Source organism: Mesorhizobium kowhaii, from assembly GCF_042431665.1.
GTDB lineage: Bacteria > Pseudomonadota > Alphaproteobacteria > Rhizobiales > Rhizobiaceae > Mesorhizobium > Mesorhizobium kowhaii.
In genome coordinates, this window is sequence record NZ_JBHLYT010000033.1 from 191444 (window position 1) to 209841 (window position 18398).

14 protein-coding genes are annotated in these 18398 nt (G+C 63.8%); 5 read left to right on the forward strand and 9 right to left on the reverse strand.

What is annotated here, in order from left to right:
- Positions 1-61: 61 nt before the first annotated feature.
- From ACFFNA_RS20440 to ACFFNA_RS20455, 4 genes are all read right to left on the reverse strand, one after another.
- Complete coding sequence (locus tag ACFFNA_RS20440) at positions 62-946, reverse strand: F0F1 ATP synthase subunit gamma (RefSeq protein WP_111548394.1); 885 nt, start codon at positions 944-946, stop codon at positions 62-64.
- 31 nt (positions 947-977) lie between these two features.
- Entirely contained in the window at positions 978-2507 is a 1530-nt protein-coding gene (gene atpA, locus ACFFNA_RS20445) for a F0F1 ATP synthase subunit alpha (protein ID WP_111548395.1), read from the reverse strand.
- On the reverse strand, positions 2507-3067 hold the full coding sequence (locus ACFFNA_RS20450) for a F0F1 ATP synthase subunit delta (protein WP_378921094.1): 561 nt from the start codon (positions 3065-3067) through the stop codon (positions 2507-2509). The genes atpA and ACFFNA_RS20450 overlap by 1 nt, the downstream gene beginning before the upstream one ends.
- 246 nt (positions 3068-3313) lie before the next feature.
- Positions 3314-3709, reverse strand: a complete 396-nt coding sequence (locus tag ACFFNA_RS20455) for an AGROH133_08824 family phage infection protein (protein ID WP_111548397.1) — start codon at positions 3707-3709, stop codon at positions 3314-3316.
- A 371-nt stretch (positions 3710-4080) separates the two neighbouring features.
- Between ACFFNA_RS20455 and ACFFNA_RS20460 the strand changes: the two genes are divergently transcribed.
- Positions 4081-7050, forward strand: a complete 2970-nt coding sequence (locus tag ACFFNA_RS20460; RefSeq protein ID WP_378921096.1) for a hypothetical protein — start codon at positions 4081-4083, stop codon at positions 7048-7050.
- A 33-nt stretch (positions 7051-7083) separates the two neighbouring features.
- Here the strand turns inward: ACFFNA_RS20460 and ACFFNA_RS20465 are convergent, their stop codons facing one another.
- The gene (locus tag ACFFNA_RS20465) at positions 7084-7821 is read right to left on the reverse strand and encodes an aspartate/glutamate racemase family protein (protein ID WP_378921098.1); all 738 of its coding nucleotides are present in this window, start codon (positions 7819-7821) and stop codon (positions 7084-7086) included.
- A gap of 53 nt (positions 7822-7874) precedes the next feature.
- Positions 7875-10058, reverse strand: coding sequence for a primosomal protein N' (locus ACFFNA_RS20470; RefSeq protein ID WP_378921100.1), 2184 nt, complete (start codon positions 10056-10058; stop codon positions 7875-7877).
- A 90-nt stretch (positions 10059-10148) separates the two neighbouring features.
- On the opposite strand from ACFFNA_RS20470, the gene fsa reads away from it, so the two are divergent.
- Complete coding sequence (gene fsa, locus ACFFNA_RS20475) at positions 10149-10805, forward strand: fructose-6-phosphate aldolase (protein WP_378921102.1); 657 nt, start codon at positions 10149-10151, stop codon at positions 10803-10805.
- Positions 10806-10891: 86 nt separating this feature from the next.
- Here the strand turns inward: fsa and lptE are convergent, their stop codons facing one another.
- Together lptE and leuS are read right to left on the reverse strand one after the other, a co-directional pair.
- Positions 10892-11476: an LPS assembly lipoprotein LptE gene (lptE, locus tag ACFFNA_RS20480; RefSeq protein WP_111548401.1), complete on the reverse strand. Its 585-nt coding sequence runs from the start codon at positions 11474-11476 to the stop codon at positions 10892-10894.
- On the reverse strand, positions 11463-14087 hold the full coding sequence (gene leuS, locus ACFFNA_RS20485) for a leucine--tRNA ligase (RefSeq protein ID WP_378921105.1): 2625 nt from the start codon (positions 14085-14087) through the stop codon (positions 11463-11465). The genes lptE and leuS overlap by 14 nt, the downstream gene beginning before the upstream one ends.
- A 153-nt stretch (positions 14088-14240) precedes the next feature.
- Here leuS and ACFFNA_RS20490 point away from each other — a divergent pair, with 153 nt between their 5' ends.
- Both ACFFNA_RS20490 and ACFFNA_RS20495 read left to right on the forward strand, forming a co-directional pair.
- Positions 14241-14903 (forward strand): YggS family pyridoxal phosphate-dependent enzyme, encoded by a 663-nt coding sequence (locus tag ACFFNA_RS20490; RefSeq protein ID WP_378921107.1) that lies wholly within the window; start codon positions 14241-14243, stop codon positions 14901-14903.
- 111 nt (positions 14904-15014) lie between these two features.
- Positions 15015-16064 (forward strand): aldo/keto reductase, encoded by a 1050-nt coding sequence (locus ACFFNA_RS20495; protein ID WP_378921109.1) that lies wholly within the window; start codon positions 15015-15017, stop codon positions 16062-16064.
- Between the two features lie 66 nt (positions 16065-16130).
- Here ACFFNA_RS20495 and ACFFNA_RS20500 read toward each other — a convergent pair whose 3' ends face one another.
- Positions 16131-17039: a LysR family transcriptional regulator gene (locus tag ACFFNA_RS20500; RefSeq protein WP_378921111.1), complete on the reverse strand. Its 909-nt coding sequence runs from the start codon at positions 17037-17039 to the stop codon at positions 16131-16133.
- Between the two features lie 119 nt (positions 17040-17158).
- Between ACFFNA_RS20500 and ACFFNA_RS20505 the strand changes: the two genes are divergently transcribed.
- A complete protein-coding gene (locus tag ACFFNA_RS20505) occupies positions 17159-18340 on the forward strand; it encodes an MFS transporter (protein ID WP_378921113.1) in 1182 nt (393 codons plus the stop codon).
- Positions 18341-18398: the final 58 nt, after the last annotated feature.

Genomic DNA, 18398 nt, shown 5'->3' on the forward strand with positions numbered 1-18398 from the left:
CCTTTTTCGTCCTTTGTTTCTCACGCGGTCCGGTCGCGGGCCGATGACCCGCGAACCGCGCCTAGAGCGCCTCGGCGCCCGAAATGATTTCGATCAGTTCCTTGGTGATCTGCGCCTGCCGCTGGCGGTTGTAGGTGATCGACAGCTTGTTGATCATCTCGCCGGCGTTGCGCGTCGCATTGTCCATGGCGCTCATCTTGGCGCCCATTTCGCCGGCCGCGTTCTCGAGCAGCGCCCGGAAAACCTGCACGGAGATGTTGCGCGGAATGAGATCGGCGAGGATTTCGCCCGGCTCCGGTTCGTATTCATAGACGGCGCTGCCGCCATCCACCGCCTCGGCCGGAGCCGAAGCGAGACCGGCCGGAATGATCTGCTGCGCGGTCGGGATCTGGCTGATCACCGACTTGAACTGCGAATAGAACAGCGTGCAGATGTCGAAGCCGCCCTCGTTGAAGAGGTGGATGACCTTCTTGGCGATCGCGTCGGCATTGACGAAGCCGAGCGTTTTGACCTCGCGCAGGTCGACACGGTCGATGATCATCGATGCGTAGTCGCGGCGCAGGATATCGAAACCCTTCTTGCCGACGCAGATGATCTTGACCTGCTTGCCGTCGGCCAAAAGCCTGCGGATGTGGTCGCGGGCAAGGCGGGCGATCTGCGAATTGAAGCCGCCGCACAGGCCGCGCTCGGCGGTGCAGACGACAAGCAGATGCACGTCGTCCTTGCCGGTGCCGGTCATCAGCGCCGGGGCATCGCCACCGCCGCCGATTGCCTGTGTGATGTTGGCGAGCACCGAACCCATGCGCTCCGAATAGGGGCGCGCCGCTTCCGCGGCCTCTTGCGCACGGCGCAGCTTCGCCGCGGCGACCATCTGCATCGCCTTGGTGATCTTCTGCGTCGCCTTGACCGAGGCGATACGGTTACGAAGGTCTTTTAATGAAGGCATGCTTCAAACCTGATCCCGTCTTGCGCTTCGCTCAGGCGAAGGTCTTGGCGAAAGCGTCGATCTCGGCCTTCAGCTTGGCGCGCAGATCGTCCGACAGCGCCTTTTCCTTGCGGATGGCCTCGAGAACGTCCTTGCCGGCCGCACGCATGTGGCTGAGCAGGCCATGCTCGAACTTGCCGACCTGGTTGACCGGCAGCTTGTCGAGATAGCCGTTGACGCCGGCGAAGATCACCGCGACCTGCTCTTCCGTCTTCAGCGGCGAGAACTGCGGCTGCTTCAGGAGTTCGGTCAGGCGCGATCCACGGTTGAGCAGGCGCTGCGTGGCGGCATCGAGATCCGAGCCGAACTGCGCGAAGGCCGCCATTTCGCGGTACTGCGCGAGCTCGCCCTTGATCGAGCCGGCAACCTGCTTCATCGCCTTGATCTGCGCGGCCGAGCCGACGCGCGACACCGACAGGCCGACGTTAACGGCCGGACGGATGCCCTGGAAGAACAGGTTGGTTTCGAGGAAGATCTGGCCGTCGGTGATCGAGATCACGTTGGTCGGGATATAGGCCGACACGTCGTTGGCCTGCGTCTCGATGATCGGCAGGGCGGTCAGCGATCCACCGCCCAAATCGTCGTTGAGCTTGGCGGCGCGCTCGAGCAGGCGCGAGTGCAGGTAGAAGACGTCGCCCGGATAGGCTTCGCGGCCCGGCGGGCGGCGCAGCAACAGCGACATCTGGCGGTAGGCGACGGCCTGCTTCGACAGATCGTCGTAGCTGATCAGCGCATGCATGCCGTTGTCGCGGAAATATTCGCCCATGGTGCAGCCGGCGAACGGCGCCAGGAACTGCATCGGCGCCGGATCGGACGCGGTGGCGGCGATGATGATCGAGTATTCGAGCGCGCCGCGCTCTTCCAGCACCTTGACGAACTGCGCCACGGTCGAGCGCTTCTGGCCGACGGCGACATAGACGCAGTACAGCTTTTCCTTCTCGGGGCCGTTGTCGTGCACCGATTTCTGGTTGAGCATCGTGTCGAGGATGATGGCTGTCTTGCCGGTCTGGCGATCGCCGATGACTAGTTCGCGCTGGCCGCGGCCGACCGGGATCAGCGCATCGATGGCCTTGAGGCCGGTCGACATCGGCTCGTTCACCGATTTGCGCGGGATGATGCCGGGCGCCTTGACGTCGACGCGCTTGCGCTCGACTGCCTTGATCGGGCCCTTGCCGTCGATCGGGTTGCCGAGCGCGTCGACGACGCGGCCGAGCAGGCCGGGGCCGACCGGAACGTCGACGATGGCGCCGGTGCGCTTGACGATATCGCCTTCCTTGATGTCTCGGTCGGCGCCGAAGATGACGACGCCGACATTGTCAGCTTCGAGGTTGAGCGCCATGCCGCGGATGCCGCCGGGGAATTCGACCATCTCGCCGGCCTGGACATTGTCGAGGCCGTAGACGCGGGCGATACCGTCACCGACGGACAGTACCTGTCCGACTTCGGAGACCTCGGCCTCCTTGCCGAAATTCTTGATCTGGTCTTTCAGAATTGCGGAAATTTCCGCGGCGCGGATGTCCATCAGCCGACCTCTTTCAGTGCAAGCTTGAGCGAATTGAGTTTGGTTTTGAGCGACGTATCGATCTGGCGCGAGCCCATCTTGACCACCAGCCCGCCGAGCAACGACGGATCGACGGTGACGGAGATGGCCACGTCCTTGCCGGCAACGCTCTTCAGCGCCGCCTTGAGTTCGGTCTGCTGGGCAGCGGTCAGCTCATGCGCCGACGTCACTTCAGCAGCGGTCTCGCCACGATGTTCGGCGGCGATCTGGCGGAACGCCCTGATCATGCCGGGGATGGCGAACAGCCGGCGGTTGCGGGCGACGACGCGCAGGAAATTGCCGGTGAGGCCGGTAATCCCGGCCTTGTCGGCGATCGCCGCAATGGCCTTGGCCTGGTCCTCGCTGGAAAACACCGGGCTGTTGATCAGCCGGGTCAGGTCGGCGCTGCCCGCGAGCATCGCTTCGAAACTGCTGAGGTCTGCCTCGACCTTGGCGACCGAATTTGCCTGCAGGGCGAGTTCGAACAGCGAACCCGCATAGCGTTCTGCGACACCTGAGATTGGCGATGACGATTGGGCCACGGACCGTCTTTTCTCTTGTCTGACAGGCCGCAGATTGTTGGCGCGAGCAAAAACTCTGGCTAAATCTTTGACCTTACTGCATTTTTCCAAGCACGGAGACGCGGCTTCCGCTATCCCCGGCCGAAAGTCGATTGCCGTCTAGCACAGGCATTTTAAGACCGCAATGCGTCCTTCCGCATGGTTTTCAGGCACTATTGTCGCATCTGGCGAAAGAACCCCGTCTTCCGCCCCGGAAACCCCAAGGATTCAAGGCAGAAAGCCGAAGGCGAAGGCGAGCGGCAACGCCGCCAATGCCAATTCCACCACAATGGACACCCAATTGAAAGGCGTATTGGCGCCATCCGACATCATCGACAGCAGCCGGCCGAAGGCGGTGAACAGCCAGGAGAAGCCAAGCGTCATGTAGATCAGCGGCTGCGCGAGCAGGATGCAGCACAGGCCGACGCCCAGATAGAAGCCCGACATCCTGCCGCGCCCTTCGGCGATCGCCGCCACCTTCTCGGGCTTGACCTGCAGCCGCAGGATCCGGAAGGCCAGGCTAGGCGCCAGAAAAAACAAAAGGCCGAGCAGCACGGTGACGACGGCGCTCGACCAGGCCAGCCATTCGCCCTGGCTCATCGGCCACGGAAACGCAAAATCCATCTTGCCTCCCCTCACAGCAATTCTGGATGCATTGAATGTCGCCCGTGGAGGAAGTCAAGCGCGCAGCCGGAAAGTCGGGGTTCGGCAAGGCCGCACTGGAAATGTCATCGCGTGATATGGGCTGCCCGCTCGCAGCTTCGCGGCCGATTCGGCTGCTGCGCAAGCAAACCCCCGGACAAGAGGATCCGCGGCGCAATTTCTTCAACAGTATAGATTGCATGCCTTGCCGTAACGTAATGCAAGTATTATGCTTCGAATGTACCTTTCGCCGACTTCTTGTTTAGTTTAGCAAATTCACATGTTTCACGATCACTTGTGAAATCAGCGCGGACGGAGTGCGGCAGGCAGGATCTCGAAATTCGGAGACGATCATGCCGGATCTTTGTCGGGCGTTGCATCTGGCCAGCATCTGGGTCGTTGCGGCAGCCCTTGTCGGGATCACGCAGGGCGCACGCGCGGACTGCATCGCCGAACGGCCGACGGCCATGGCTCCCACCGATCCTTTGGTCTGCCAGCAGCTCGAGGCCACGATCAGGAAGCCCTCGGCGCTGTCCCTGGGAGACTACGAGAACAAGCTCAACCAATATCTGGGCAGTTACTGTTATCGCGACGAAGCTGCCGGATGGGTGCACGACAAATACGTGCGTCAGGCCGGGCCGCGCATCGCGACCCTGGTCAACGGCGCCTGGCAGGGCCTCGACCAGGGAACCCATGCGCCGGTGATGATCTGGTATTCGCCTGACATGATGGACTGGCTTCGCAAGAACCGCTCAGCCGACGGCGAGGTCGATCATCCACCGCCGGTTCCCGACGGCGCCATCATGGTGAAGGAGATGTTTTCGGAGCCGGCGTCGGATTGCCGGACGGTCGATCCTCTCAGACTTTTTCCAACCAGCGGCGCCGCGATCATGATCCGCGATGCCAGCGCCTCTTACGATGGCTGGTTCTGGGGCTGGTACGGCTTTGGCAGCCAGAGCGGCTGGACTCCGGATTGGCCAGCTCTCCCGGCCGACAACAACAGCCTGCCCAACATGGGCTTCGCCCAGTACTGCATGAACTGTCATGCCTCGGCGGCCGACAATCTGACCTTCGCATCTTCCAAGAACATCGCGGGTGAGCCAGGCAAGCCGCTCAACTATCTCGCACAGGATTTCTTCAAGGGAGCGCCGGCAACGACCTTGCACCAAGCCGTCGTTTTGCCGGTCAATGCCAACCCGCGTCTTGGCGAACCGCTCTACAGTCCGAACGCCGACGTGATCGCCGCGCTGCAGGCCTATGTCCGCGAGATGCCGACCTATGAGACCGTCTCGCGTATGCCTTCCGAAACTTACGACAACACCTGGGTCGGGGCCAAAGGTCCCGATGCGTCCGATACGTTCCTGACCTCGAGCCAGTGCCTCGGTTGTCATGATGCCGGCAGCACCGGGCTGCAGTTCGACATGACCAAGCCAAACCCGCATGGCGATGGCTTGATCAATCTGTCGCCGCTGGCGACCTGGCGAACCTCGCCGATGGGGCTGGGAGGCCGCGACCCGATATTTTTCGCGCAGCTGGCCAGTGAAACGCAAAGCTTTCACCCCAAAATGTCCGGTGTCGTGCAGGACGTTTGCCTTGGCTGCCACGGCATCGCCGGAGAACGGCAGTTTCACATCGACGAGAAGGCGCGCTCGGGCAAATGCGAACTGTTCTCGCGCGACATGGTCGATGCGACGCCCTGGCCCGCCGACAATCCAAGTGCCGCGCACGCCAATTACGGCATGCTTGCCCGCGACGGCATCACCTGCACGTCCTGTCACCGCATGGTGCTCAACAGCAAGGCCAGCGGACCGCTCGGCGATGAGCCGCAGAACGCCTGCGTCGACGAGCGGCAGGCACTGCTCAATCCGCACGCGACCGGTTTTGCCAAGACCTTCACCGGCAGCTTCATGGTCGGTTCGCCCGATACGCTCATCGGCCCCTTCGAGAAACCGGAAGTCGGGCCGATGCATACGGCGCTGGGCATCAAACCGGTCCACGACGCCACGATCATGAGCTCCGAGGTTTGCGGGACGTGCCACACGGTTCATTTGCCGGTTCTGCAGGGCACCAACACCTTGGCGCATATCTACGAGCAGACGACCTATCCGGAATGGGCGTTCAGCGCCTATCGAACCGGCAGCACGCCGGACGGACCGCTTCCGCTGGGCGCCGGCGCCACACCGCGGAGCTGCCAGGGTTGTCACATGCCATCGACGGAACAGGACGGGTCGCCGACGATGAGCAAGATCGCCAGCATCCAGGAAAATCTGAATTTCCCGCAGACCGAGTCCAGCAACGCACCGGATCTTTCGGTTCGCGCGGGATTTGCCCGCCACACGCTCGTCGGTCTCAACGTCTTCCTGGTCAAGATGGCGCAGCAGTTTCCCGATGTCTTCGGCATCAGGACTCGCGATCCGATGATGGGCAAGAAGGCTCTCGATCCTCTCGTCCTCACCGAGCAGGCGATGCTGGACCAGGCGTCACAGACAACCGCCACCGTCGCGATCAGCGACCTTGCGATGAGCGCCGACGCGCTCGATGCCAAGGTGACGGTGAAGAACCTGGCCGGTCACAAGTTTCCCTCCGGAGTGGGTTTCCGGCGTGCGTTTCTCACCTTCAGCGTGCTCGACCAGAACGGCGAGCAGCTTTGGGTCTCCGGTCGCACCAACGCCGCCGGCGTGATCGTCGACGCCGACGGCAAGCCACTCGATGGCGAGCTTTGGTGGAAGGATGATTGTTCCGGCCGCGTCCACCCTGGCGAACGGCCGCATCAGCCGCATTACCAGAAGATCACGCGGCAGGATCAGGTTCAGATCTATCAGGAACTGGTCTCCACGCCGCCCGCCAATACGCCCAATCCGGTCTGCAATGCCCATGCGAAGCCGGAAGGCGAACTGACGACCAGCTTCCTGTCGATCTGCACGGAGGTTAAGGACAACCGGATATTGCCGGCGGGCTTCCTGCCGGTCGAAAGCCGGCTCGAAATCGCCAAGGCATTGGGCGCCGATGAGGAACTCGCCGTCGATGTCGGCACGACCGCTGTCGAGGACGACCCCGACTACATATCGGGCGGCAGCGACACGCTGAGCTACTCGATACCGCTTGCCGATTTGCCGAAGGGCGCACGCCCTGCCAGCATCGAGGCTGATCTCTACTACCAGGCGACGCCTCCGTCCTATCTGCAGGATCGATTCTGCACCGCCAAGGGCCCCGATACCGATCGCCTGTATTTCCTGGCCGGGCATCTCAATCTCGCCGGCACGCAAGCAGACGGATGGAAGCTGAAAGTGGTCGGCAGCGGAAATGTCGCCGTCCAGCCCTGATCTCTGCTTTGACGCAATTCCCCAGGGAAAGCGCTACGCGCTTTTCCCGGGAAAACCGTTTTTCCTGGAATTGGTACAGGGCAGCATGAAGGCCACCGCTGCCTCGGCATGGATGCGCGTCGTGTCGAAGACCGGAATGTCGAAATCCGGCTGGCCGATCAGCATGGTGATCTCGGTGCAGCCCATGATGACGCTGTCGGCGGCCTCGTCGCGCCGCAGGCGTTCGGTCTCGGCGATATAGGCCGCTTTCGAGGCTTCGGTGACGACGCCCTGGCACAGTTCCTCGTAGATGACGCGGTGGACCATGTCGCGGCCGGCTGCATCGGGCACGACCGGCCGCAGACCATATTTGTCGGCAAGCCGGCCCTTGTAGAAATCCTGCTCCATCGTGAACCGCGTTGCCAGCAGCGCCGGGCGGTGCATGCCGGCGCGCTTGACGGCCGCCGCGGTAGCGTCGGCGATGTGGATCAGCGGGATCGACACCGATGCTTGCACCTGGTCGGCCAGCTTGTGCATGGTGTTGGTGCACAGAAGCAGGCCTTCCGCGCCGCCCGCCTCAAGTCTGCGCGCCGCTTCGACGAGAAGCACGCCGGCGCCGTCCCAGTCACCGTGATGCTGCCGCTCGGCGATCTCGGCGAAGTCGAACGACCACAGCAGCAGCTTCGCCGAATGCAGCCCGCCGAGACGCTCGCGCACGATCTCGTTGAGCAGGCGATAATAGATCGCTGTTGATTCCCAGCTCATGCCGCCCAGAAGGCCAAGGGTTTTCATATGATCTTCCTGTCTCGCCGGCTTTGAGGCAGCCTAGCGCTGAAATCGCGACCTTACAAAAAGCTCTGCGGATCGATGTCGACCTGTACCCTGACCGAGCCGCGCTGTTTCGGGCCATTGGCCAACATGGCGCGGATGAAGCCTTGCATGTCGGCGCGCCGCTCGCCCTGGATCAGCAGGCGAAAGCGGTGACGGCCGCCGAGCAATGACAACGGCGCCTCCGCTGGTCCCAGCACGAACAGATCGGTGGCCTCGGGCGCGGCACGGCGCAGGCCGCGCGCATGGCCCTCGGCTTCCGCCCGCGTCACGGCGCTGACGATGACGCCGGCGAGCCGGCCGAAGGGCGGCAAGGCTGCCCGTTCACGCTCGGCGATCTCGCGCTCGTAAAAAGCCTCGGCATCGCCGGAGACGATCGCCCGCATCACCGGATGGTCGGGCTGAAAAGTCTGCAGCAGGCCGAGGCTCTTCTTGCCGGTGCGGCCGGCGCGGCCGGTGACCTGGCTGAGCAGCTGGAAGGTGCGCTCGGCGGCGCGCGGATCGCCATTGGCGAGACCGAGATCGGCATCGACGACACCGACCAAGGTCATATTGGGGAAGTTATGCCCCTTGGCGACAAGCTGCGTGCCGATGACGATGTCGGCCTCGCCATTGGCGATCGCCTCCAGCTCCAGCCGCAACCGCCGCACGCCGCCCATCAGGTCGGATGACAAAACGATGGTGCGCGCATCCGGAAAATGCGCGACGACCTCTTCGGCGATGCGTTCGACGCCGGGTCCGCAAGCAACCAGATGGTCCAGCGTGCCGCATTCCGGGCAGGCTTCGGGGCGGCGCTCATTGTGTCCGCAATGATGGCAGACCAGCTGGCCGCGAAAGCGATGCTCGACCAGCCAGGCCGAGCACACCGGGCAGCCGAAGCGGTGGCCGCAGACCCGGCACAGCGTCAGCGGCGCATAGCCGCGCCGGTTGAGGAACAGCAGCGATTGCTCCTTCCTCTCCAGCGTCTGGCGCATTTGGTCGAGCAGCACCGGCGACAGGAAGCCGCCGCGCGCTGGTGACGCTCGCCGCATGTCGACTGCCTTGAGATGAGGAAGAGCCGCCTCGGCAAAGCGGGCGGAAAGCACGGCCCTGTTGTAGCGGCCCTGGCTGGCGTTGACCCGGCTTTCGACCGATGGCGTCGCCGACGCCAGCACCACCGGAAAGCTGCCGATATGGCCGCGCACCACCGCCATGTCGCGCGCATTGTAGAAGACGCGGTCTTCCTGCTTGTAGGCGGGGTCATGCTCCTCGTCGACGACGATCAGGCCAAGCTCCCTGAACGGCAGGAACAGCGCCGAGCGTGCGCCGGCGACGACGCGCACGCCGCCTTCCGCCACTTGCCGCCAGACCCGTTCCCGCATCCGTGGCGGCAGGTCCGAGTGCCATTCGCCCGGCTTGGCGCCGAAACGCTGTTGGAAGCGCTCGAGAAAGGCGTGCGTCAGCGCGATTTCCGGCAGCAGGATCAGCACCTGCTTGCCCTGGTCGAGCGCGGCCGCCACCGCCTCGAAATAGACTTCCGTCTTGCCCGACCCGGTGACGCCGTCGAGCAGCGCGACATTGAACACACCAGCCGCGACATTGGCGCGCAGCATCTGCGCCGCGTCATTCTGGTCCGGCATCAGTTCCGGTATCGCGTAGCTGGTGTCGGGCGCTGCCACCACCGGGCGCGGCGGGATCATCACCGTCTCGAACACGCCCTGTGCCCTCAGGCCGTCGATCACCGTCGACGACACGCCGGCCGCGTGCGCCAGGCCCGACCGCGTCCAGGCAAGCCCGCCTTCGGCTGTCTCCAGCACGCGCTCTCTGGCCCCCGTCATCCGGTCGGGCGTCAAGAGGGTGCGCTGCAGCCCCTCGATCCATGGTTCGGGGTCGAAAGCCTCCGGCGCCCTGAGCAGCATGCGCGCCACCATGCCGGGCGGCGACAGCGTGTACTGCGCCACCCAGTCGACGAAGCGGCGCATGGCGCGGTCGATCGGCGGGCAGTCGAAGACCTGCTCGATCGGGCGCAGCTTTTTCGCATCGACCTTCTCGACCGCGCCATCCCAGACGATGCCGGCGACCTGGCGCGGACCGAGCGGCACGCGCACGATCGAGCCCGGCACCACACGCATGCCGACCGGCACGGCATAGGTGTAGGGGCGTTCGGCGGGCATCGGCACCAGCACCGGTGCGGCTGCGACAAAGGGCGAATCTTCGATCATGAGGCGTGACCTTGCCCCGACTTTGGTCTAGATCAAAGCGCAACGCTGAACGTGCCTTTCCCAGCACGACGAAATCGTCAGGAGACCGCCATGAAATTTTTTGTCGACACCGCCGACGTCAAGGATATCCGTGAGCTGAACGATCTGGGCCTGCTTGACGGCGTCACCACCAACCCGTCGCTGATCCTGAAATCCGGCGGCAAGATCGCCGATGTCACCAAGCAGATCTGCGACATCGTCAAGGGTCCGGTCTCGGCCGAAGTCACCGCCACCGAATATTCGGAGATGATGCAGCAGGCCAAGGTTCTGGCCAAGATCGCCGACAATGTCTGCATCAAGGTGCCGCTGACGCTGGACGGCCTGAAGGCCTGCAAGACCATCCGCACCGAGATGAACCGCCTGGTCAACGTCACGCTGTGCTTCTCGGCCAACCAGGCGCTGCTGGCGGCCAAGGCCGGTGCGTCCTTCATCTCGCCCTTCGTCGGCCGCATCGACGACATCGGCATCGACGGCATGGAGCTGATCCAGGAGATCCGGCAGATCTACGACAATTACGATTTCCAGACCGAGATCCTCGTTGCTTCGGTTCGCACCGTGAACCATGTCAAGCAGGCGGCACTCATCGGCGCCGATGTTGTTACCGCGCCGCCGGCGACGCTGAAGGCACTGGTCAAGCATCCGCTGACCGACAAGGGCCTGGAACAGTTCCTCGCCGACTGGGCAAAGACCGGCCAATCTATCGGCTGAGATGGCGATCGGCTGAGGCCAATACCGTTTCAAATAAAAAAGGCCGAGCAATCGGCCTTTTTTGTTGATCCAGGTTTGGAAGGGGTCTAGCCCGCCGTCTTGCCGTGCCTGACCAGGTCCTGGGCGATGGACAGCTGCAGCGCTTCGGCCAGTTCGCGCGCGGCACGGTTCTCGGCGTCGATCTGCGCCCGGTATGAGGCGAATTCCTGACGCGGCCTGTCGAAGGACGAGGTGATCGAGCGCCTCCCGGACGCGATCTTCGCACCGGTCTTGGCATCGCTCAGCGTATAATTGGCGGTCAGCGTCACGGAACCGGCGGTCGGCTCGTCTTCGTCGGTTCCGACCTGCACGAGTGCCGAGGACTCGACGGCTTCGCCCACACCGAGAAAGAGCGAATAGACGGGCGAGGCCGGTTCGCCGGCGCCTCGTCCAAACCCAAAGATCAAATTGTTGCGCACCTGCTGGCCGAAACGCGTGTTGACCGGCTTGATGCCGATCGACGCCAGTTCGGCATTGGCGCTGACGGTCGAGCCGGTCGACAACGGCGCGTTCGAATAGAGCGGCCGCACCGTGCAGGCTGAAACCAGCGCAAGCGAGCCGACAAGGCCGGCAAGCGCCATGCGGCGCAGCAAGCGGTTCAGCTCTGTCTTTTCCCGATCAGGCAACGACATTGACGATCCTCTGCGGCACGATGATCACCTTGCGCGGAGCCTTACCTTCGAGCGCTTTCTGCACGAAGTCGAGAGCCAATACCGCTTTTTCGACCGCACCTTGGTCCGCGTCGCGGGCAATTGTCAAATCCCCCCGCTTCTTGCCGTTGACCTGTACCGGATAGATAACTTCGTTGTCGACGACCAGTGCCGGATCGAAGACCGGCCACGGCCGTTCGGCGACCAGATCGGTGCCACCGAGCGTTTCCCAGCACTCCTCGGCCAGATGCGGCATGACCGGCGCGATCAGATGCACGAGTATCTCCGCAGCCTGCCGGCAAGCGCCTTTCAGCGCCGCATCGGCCTTGCCTTCGGCCACTTCGTTGAGCGGCGTGGTCAGTGCGTTGGCCAGTTCGTAGATGCGAGCGATGGCGCGGTTGAAGGCGAGCTTCTCGATATCTTCGCCGACCGCTTTCAGGATCTTGTGCGCCGCCTTGGAGACCACTCCAGCTTCGCCGCCACCAGCCGCCACGGGCTCGACACCCACCAGCGTTTCGGCCGCCGTCGACACCAGGCGCCAGATGCGCTGCATGAAGCGATGCGCGCCGGCGGCGCCATCGTCGGTCCATTCAACATCGCGCTCGGGCGGCGAGTCCGACAGCATGAACCAGCGCGCCGTGTCGGCGCCGTAGCCGTCGGTGATGTCTTCCGGGCTCACCGTGTTCTTCTTCGACTTCGACATCTTTTCGAGCGGGCCGATCGTCACGGCTTCGCCGGTGGCGATGTCGATGGCCTGGCGCTTGCCGTCAACGTCCTCCAGCCGCACTTCGGTGGGCGCCAGCCAGCGGCCATTCGATGACGAGCCGACTCGGTAGGTTTCGTGCACCACCATGCCTTGCGTGAACAGGCCCTTGAACGGCTCGGCCAGGCCGACATGGCCGGTCTCGCGCATGGCGCGGGTGAAGAAGCGCGAATAGAGCAGGTGCAGGATCGCGTGCTCGATGCCGCCAATATACTGGTCGACCGCCAGCCACTCATTCGCTGCCTTGGGATCGGTCGGCTCATACGCCCAGGGCGCCGTGAAGCGGGCGAAATACCAGGACGAATCGACGAACGTGTCCATCGTGTCGGTTTCGCGCCGCGCGTCCTTGCCGCATTGCGGGCACTTCACATGCCGCCAGGTCGGATGGCGATCGAGCGGATTGCCCGGCCGGTCAAAATCGACATCGTCGGGCAGCCTGACCGGCAGGTCGGCCTTCGGCACCGGCACCACGCCGCAATCCTCGCAATGGATCATCGGGATCGGGCAGCCCCAGTAACGCTGGCGCGAAATGCCCCAGTCGCGCAGGCGGAAATTCACCTTGCGCTCGGCCATCGGCCGGTTGCCGATGGTCTTCTGCTCCAGCAGTTTCGCGACCTCGTCGAAGGCCTGGTCCGGCTTCATGCCGTCGAGGAAGCGCGAATTGATCATCACGCCGTCGCCGTCATAGGCTCCATCGATGATTTGGAAGCTCGCTGGATTCTCGCCTTCCGGCATCACCACCGGGATCACCGGCAGGCCGTATTTGTTGGCGAAGTCGAGGTCGCGCTGGTCGCCGGACGGACAGCCGAAGATGGCGCCGGTGCCGTATTCCATCAGCACGAAATTGGCGACATAGACGGGCAGCGTCCAGCTGTCGTCAAACGGATGAACGACGCGGATGCCGGTGTCAAAGCCCTTCTTCTCGGCCGTCTCCAGCGCCGCCACCGAAGTGCCCATATGGCGGACCTCGTCGATGAACTTGGCCAGCCCCGGATTGGTCTCCGCAGCCTTCCTGGCCAGCGGATGATCGGCGGCGACAGCCATGAAGGAGGCGCCGAAAATGGTGTCGGGCCTTGTCGTATAGACTTCCAGCTCATGCTCGCCGCCGATGGCGTCGGCCAGCGGCCAGCGGATCAGCAGGCCCTCGGAGCGGCCGATCCAGTTCTGCTGCATCAGCTTCACTTTTTCCGGCCATTCGTCGAGGCCGTCGAGCGAATCCAGCAGGTCCTGCGCGAAGTCGGTGATCCTGAAGAACCACTGCGTCAGTTCGCGCTGTTCGACCAACGCGCCCGAACGCCAGCCGCGCCCGTCGATGACCTGCTCGTTGGCGAGCACGGTCATGTCCTCCGGATCCCAGTTGACCTTGGAGGATTTGCGCGTCACCAGCCCCTTCTCGACGAAATCGAGGAACAGCATCTGCTGGCGGTGGTAATAGTCGACGTCGCAGGTGGCGAATTCACGCGCCCAGTCCAGCGACAGGCCCATGACCTTGAGCTGCTCGCGCATCGTGGCGATGTTCTGGTAGGTCCATTCCTTGGGATGGACCTTGTTCTGCATCGCCGCGTTCTCGGCCGGCATGCCGAAGGCGTCCCAGCCCATCGGATGCAGCACGTTGAAGCCCTTGGCTCGCTTGTAGCGCGCCACCACGTCGCCCATCGTGTAGTTGCGGGTGTGGCCGATATGGATGCGCCCCGACGGATAGGGGAACATCTCCAGCACGTAGTATTTCGGACGCGGATCGTCGTTGTGCGCTTCGAAAAGCTTCTTGGCGTCCCAGGCCTTTTGCCATTTGGGCTCTGACGCGCACGGATTGTATCGTTCGGTTGCCATGGGACGTTTTTCACTTAAAAGCATGCGGACTGCGGGCGACAGCTCGGCAGTTCATTGGATATGGTCCGGGTGTTCACCATGGTTTGGCAAACCCGTCAACCATATGGGTCTCGCGTCGATCAAAAACGCGGATCAAAACAGCGGGATTTGCATATGGGCGACGCAGTTCAGCAGTTTTTCGCGGTCAAGGCGAAGATCGCCGCCGCCGAGCGCGAGGCCGGTCGCCAAGCTGGCGCGGTGACTCTGGTCGCGGTTTCCAAGACCTTCGACGCCGCCGATATAAGCCCGGTCATCGAGGCCGGCCAGCGCATCTTCGGCGAAAACCGCGTGCAGGAGGCGCAAGGAAAATGGCCGGCGCTGAAGGAGGCTTTTCCCGACATCGAACTGCATCTGATCGGCCCGCTGCAGTCGAACAAGGCGAAGGAGGCGGTGGCGCTGTTTGACGTCATCGAGACGGTCGATCGCGACAAGATCGCCGTTGAACTCGCCAGGGAGATCGCCAGGCAGGGCCGCGCGCCAAAGCTCTATGTCCAGGTCAACACCGGCTCCGAGCCGCAAAAGGCCGGCATCGAACCGCGCGACGCGGTCGCCTTCGTCACCCGTTGCCGTGATGTCCATGGCCTCGCCATCGAAGGCCTGATGTGCATCCCGCCGGCCGACGAGAACCCTGGTCCTCACTTCGCCTTGCTGGAGAAGCTTGGGCATGAGGCCGGCGTCGCCAAACTGTCGATGGGCATGTCCGGCGACTACGAGACGGCCATCGCTTTCAGTGCCACCAGTGTCAGGGTCGGCTCGGCGATCTTCGGCAGCCGCTGACACGCCACGGCCTTTGGGCCAATTCGGCAGGCACGTTGTGCCAGCACTGGAAACGAAACGTTCCGTTCCTATTTGCTTGGTGTCATCACGATTCTCCTGGAGCCTCCACCCATGCGTTACAACCAGCTTGGAAATACGGGGATGTTCGTCTCCGAACTTTGCCTCGGCACCATGACCTTCGGCGCCGCCGGCGAAAATGCCCAATGGGGCCTGATCGCCAGCCTCGACCAGAAGGGCGTCAACGAGATCGTTGCGCGCTCGCTCGCCGCCGGCGTCAATTTCTTCGACACGGCCGACGTCTATTCGTTCGGCGAGTCCGAGCGGTTGCTCGGCCAGTCGCTGAGGGATCTCGGCGTCGACAGGCAGAAGGTGGTTATCGCCACCAAGGTGCATGGCGCCATGGGCGACGGTCCGAACCAGCGTGGCTCGTCACGCGGCCACATCATGGATTCGGTCGATGCCAGCCTCGAGCGGCTGCAACTCGATCATATCGATCTCTATCAGCTGCACGGCACCGACACGGTGACGCCGATCGACGAGACGCTGCGGGCTCTTGACGATCTGGTTGCCAGCGGCAAGGTCCGCTATGTCGGCGTTTCCAACTGGCAGGCATGGCGCATCGCCAAGGCACTCGGCATCGCCGACCGCAAGGGCTTTGCCCGTTTCGAGACCGTCCAGTCCTATTATTCGATCGCCGGCCGCGATCTCGAGCGTGAAATCGTGCCGTTGCTCAACGAGGAAAAGCTTGGCCTGATGGTGTGGTCGCCGATGGCCGGCGGTCTGCTCTCCGGTAAATATGGACCCGGCGCGCCCGGCAATGGCGAGGGCCGCCGTGCCTCCTTCAACTTCCCGCCGGTCAACGAGGAGCGCGCCTGGGCGGCCGTCGCCGTCATGCGCGAGATCGCCAGGAAGCACGATGTAAGCGTTGCCACGGTGGCGCTCGGCTATGTCCTGGCCAAGCCTTTCGTGATGAGCGTCATCATGGGCGCCAGCCGCATGGAGCAGCTGGAACAGAACCTTGCCGCCACCCAGCTGAAGCTCGACACCGACGATCTCGTCCGCCTCGATGAGGTCAGTGCCTTGCCGGCCGAATATCCCGGCTGGATGGTGGAGCGCCAGGCAGCCGGCCGCCGCCCGGCACCGTTCACGCCAAAAGCATAGAAGCTGCCAGCGCAGACATCTCGGGGAGCCGGTCGGCTCCCGAGAGCCCGCTCACCTCAAGTCAGCTCAGGTCAGCCGCACGCTCTCTCCCAGAAAATCGAGAAAGGCCCGCACCCGCGCCGGCAGATGCCGGCCCTGGCCGACATAGACGGCGTGGGTGGCTTCCTCGTCGCCCGGATTGAAATCCTCAAGCAACCGCACCAGCCGGCCGGCCGCGATATCGGCTGCCACGTGCCAGTGCGCCAGCCGGGCAATGCCTGCGCCCGCCAGCGCCATCAGCCGCATCGCCTCGCCGTCGCTGACCAGCGTGTTGCCGGTGATCGGAACCATGATGGGGTTGCCGGCCGCATCGAAGAACGGCCAGCCATCGAGATGCCGCACGAAGCCGAAGCCCATGCGGTTGTGCCTGTCGAGATCGGCCGGTGTCAGCAGCGTGTCATGCGTGCTGAGGTATGAGGGCGCGGCAACGACGACCACCGGGCTTTGCCCGAGCTTGCGCGCCACCAGCCGTGATTCGCCGAGCGGGCCGGCACGGATGGCGACATCTGCGCGTTCCGCCATCAGGTCGATGACGCTGTCGGTCAGCACCAGATCGACCGAGATCTCGGGGTAGCGTTCGAGGAAGCGTGGCAGAAGCGGGATCAGCCGGTGCACCCCGAAGGGAACGTAAGAGTTGACGCGCAGCCGTCCGCGTGGCGCCGCACCTGCCGCTGCCTCCTGTTCGGCCGCCGCCATGTCGGCCAGGATGCGCAGGCCGCTGTCGTAGAACGCGGTGCCTTCCGGCGTCAGTTGCAGTTTTCGCGTCGAACGGCTGACCAGCCGAGCGCCAAGCCGGGCCTCCAGCCGCGCGATCAGCTTGCTGACCGCCGACGGCGTCATGCGCAGTTCGCGCGCCGCCGCCGAAAAGCTGCCCGCCTCGACGACGCGTACGAACACTTCGATCTCGCCGGAGCGATTGATGTCGGGCCTGGCCATCTGTGAATCTATTTCACAGAAAATGTGCCCAAAGCAAGTCTGGTTCACAATGCATCGCAACACGATCTTTCGGGTCGGGGCGCGGGACGGCGCTCTTCCTCATCGAAGTGGAAATCGCCATGCCTCTTGCCCTCTACGCCCTCGCCGCCGGTGCCTTCGGCATCGGCGTCACCGAATTCGTCATCATGGGTTTGCTGCTCGATGTCAGCAAGGATCTCGGCGTCTCGATCTCGGCCGCCGGCCAGCTCATTTCAGCCTATGCGCTCGGCGTCGTCATCGGCGCGCCCCTGCTGACCATCGCCACCGGCAACTGGCCGCGCAAGACCGTGCTTCTGGCGCTGATGGCGATCTTCACGCTTGGCAATCTGGCCTGTGCGCTAGCGCCCGACTATTGGACGCTGATGGGCGCCCGCGTCATCACCGCCTTTGCCCATGGCACCTTCTTCGGCGTCGGTTCGGTGGTCGCCACCGGGCTGGTCGCGCCCAACAAGAAGGCATCGGCGATCGCGCTGATGTTCACCGGCCTGACCATCGCCAACATCCTCGGCGTGCCCTTCGGCACCTGGCTCGGCCAAGCCTTTGGCTGGCGGGCGACCTTCTGGGCGGTAACCGTGGTTGGCCTGGCGGCCTTCGCCGTCATCTTGGCTTTGGTGCCACGCAGCCAGACAGCGCCTGAAAAAAGCGACCTGCGCGCCGATCTCGCCGTGCTGCGCCGCACGCCCGTGCTGCTCGGCCTCGCCACCACCGTGCTCGGCTATGCCGGCGTCTTCGCCGTCTTCACCTACATCACCCCCCTGCTGACGCAAATCAGCGGCTTTAGCGAAGCCGCTGTGTCGCCGATCCTGCTCGTCTTCGGCGGCGGTCTCATCGCCGGCAATCTCGCCGGCGGCAAGGCCGCCGATCGCTGGCTGGTGCCGGCTGTGTTGGGCAGTCTCGTGGTGCTGGCACTGGTGCTCGCAACCATGACCTTCGCCATCCACAGCCAGGTGATGGCCGTGATCTATGTCGGCCTGCTGGGTGCCGCCGCCTTCGCCACCGTGGCGCCGCTGCAGATGTGGGTGCTGGAAAAGGCGCAAGGTGCGGGCCAGAGCCTCGCCTCGTCCTTCAACATCGCCGCCTTCAATCTCGGCAATGCGGCAGGCGCCTGGCTTGGCGGTGCGGTGATTGCCCATGGCCTTGGCCTCGGTGCGCTCACCTGGGTCGCCGCCCTGCTGCCGCTCGCAGCACTCGCCGTCGCAGGGCTGGCCTTGCGTCTCGATCGCACCCCTACGATCGGCGAGCCTGTCTCCGTCCGATCGTAACGCTCGCCGGGAAAACCGGATCGCTTTTTTGACATCCCTTCCACACCATCAGGAGCCA

Bases quoted from the DNA above. Each gene is read 5' to 3' on its own strand.
- lptE (WP_111548401.1), bottom strand. From the start codon at position 11,476: ATGTCGTTGCCTGATCGGGAAAAGACAGAGCTGAACCGCTTGCTGCGC.
- ACFFNA_RS20460 (WP_378921096.1), top strand. From the start codon at position 4,081: ATGCCGGATCTTTGTCGGGCGTTGCATCTGGCCAGCATCTGGGTCGTT.
- leuS (WP_378921105.1), bottom strand. From the start codon at position 14,087: ATGGCAACCGAACGATACAATCCGTGCGCGTCAGAGCCCAAATGGCAA.
- ACFFNA_RS20440 (WP_111548394.1), bottom strand. From the start codon at position 946: ATGCCTTCATTAAAAGACCTTCGTAACCGTATCGCCTCGGTCAAGGCG.
- ACFFNA_RS20500 (WP_378921111.1), bottom strand. From the start codon at position 17,039: ATGGCCAGGCCCGACATCAATCGCTCCGGCGAGATCGAAGTGTTCGTA.
- ACFFNA_RS20490 (WP_378921107.1), top strand. From the start codon at position 14,241: ATGGGCGACGCAGTTCAGCAGTTTTTCGCGGTCAAGGCGAAGATCGCC.
- fsa (WP_378921102.1), top strand. From the start codon at position 10,149: ATGAAATTTTTTGTCGACACCGCCGACGTCAAGGATATCCGTGAGCTG.
- ACFFNA_RS20505 (WP_378921113.1), top strand. From the start codon at position 17,159: ATGCCTCTTGCCCTCTACGCCCTCGCCGCCGGTGCCTTCGGCATCGGC.
- ACFFNA_RS20495 (WP_378921109.1), top strand. From the start codon at position 15,015: ATGCGTTACAACCAGCTTGGAAATACGGGGATGTTCGTCTCCGAACTT.
- ACFFNA_RS20470 (WP_378921100.1), bottom strand. From the start codon at position 10,058: ATGATCGAAGATTCGCCCTTTGTCGCAGCCGCACCGGTGCTGGTGCCG.
- ACFFNA_RS20465 (WP_378921098.1), bottom strand. From the start codon at position 7,821: ATGAAAACCCTTGGCCTTCTGGGCGGCATGAGCTGGGAATCAACAGCG.
- ACFFNA_RS20455 (WP_111548397.1), bottom strand. From the start codon at position 3,709: ATGGATTTTGCGTTTCCGTGGCCGATGAGCCAGGGCGAATGGCTGGCC.
- atpA (WP_111548395.1), bottom strand. From the start codon at position 2,507: ATGGACATCCGCGCCGCGGAAATTTCCGCAATTCTGAAAGACCAGATC.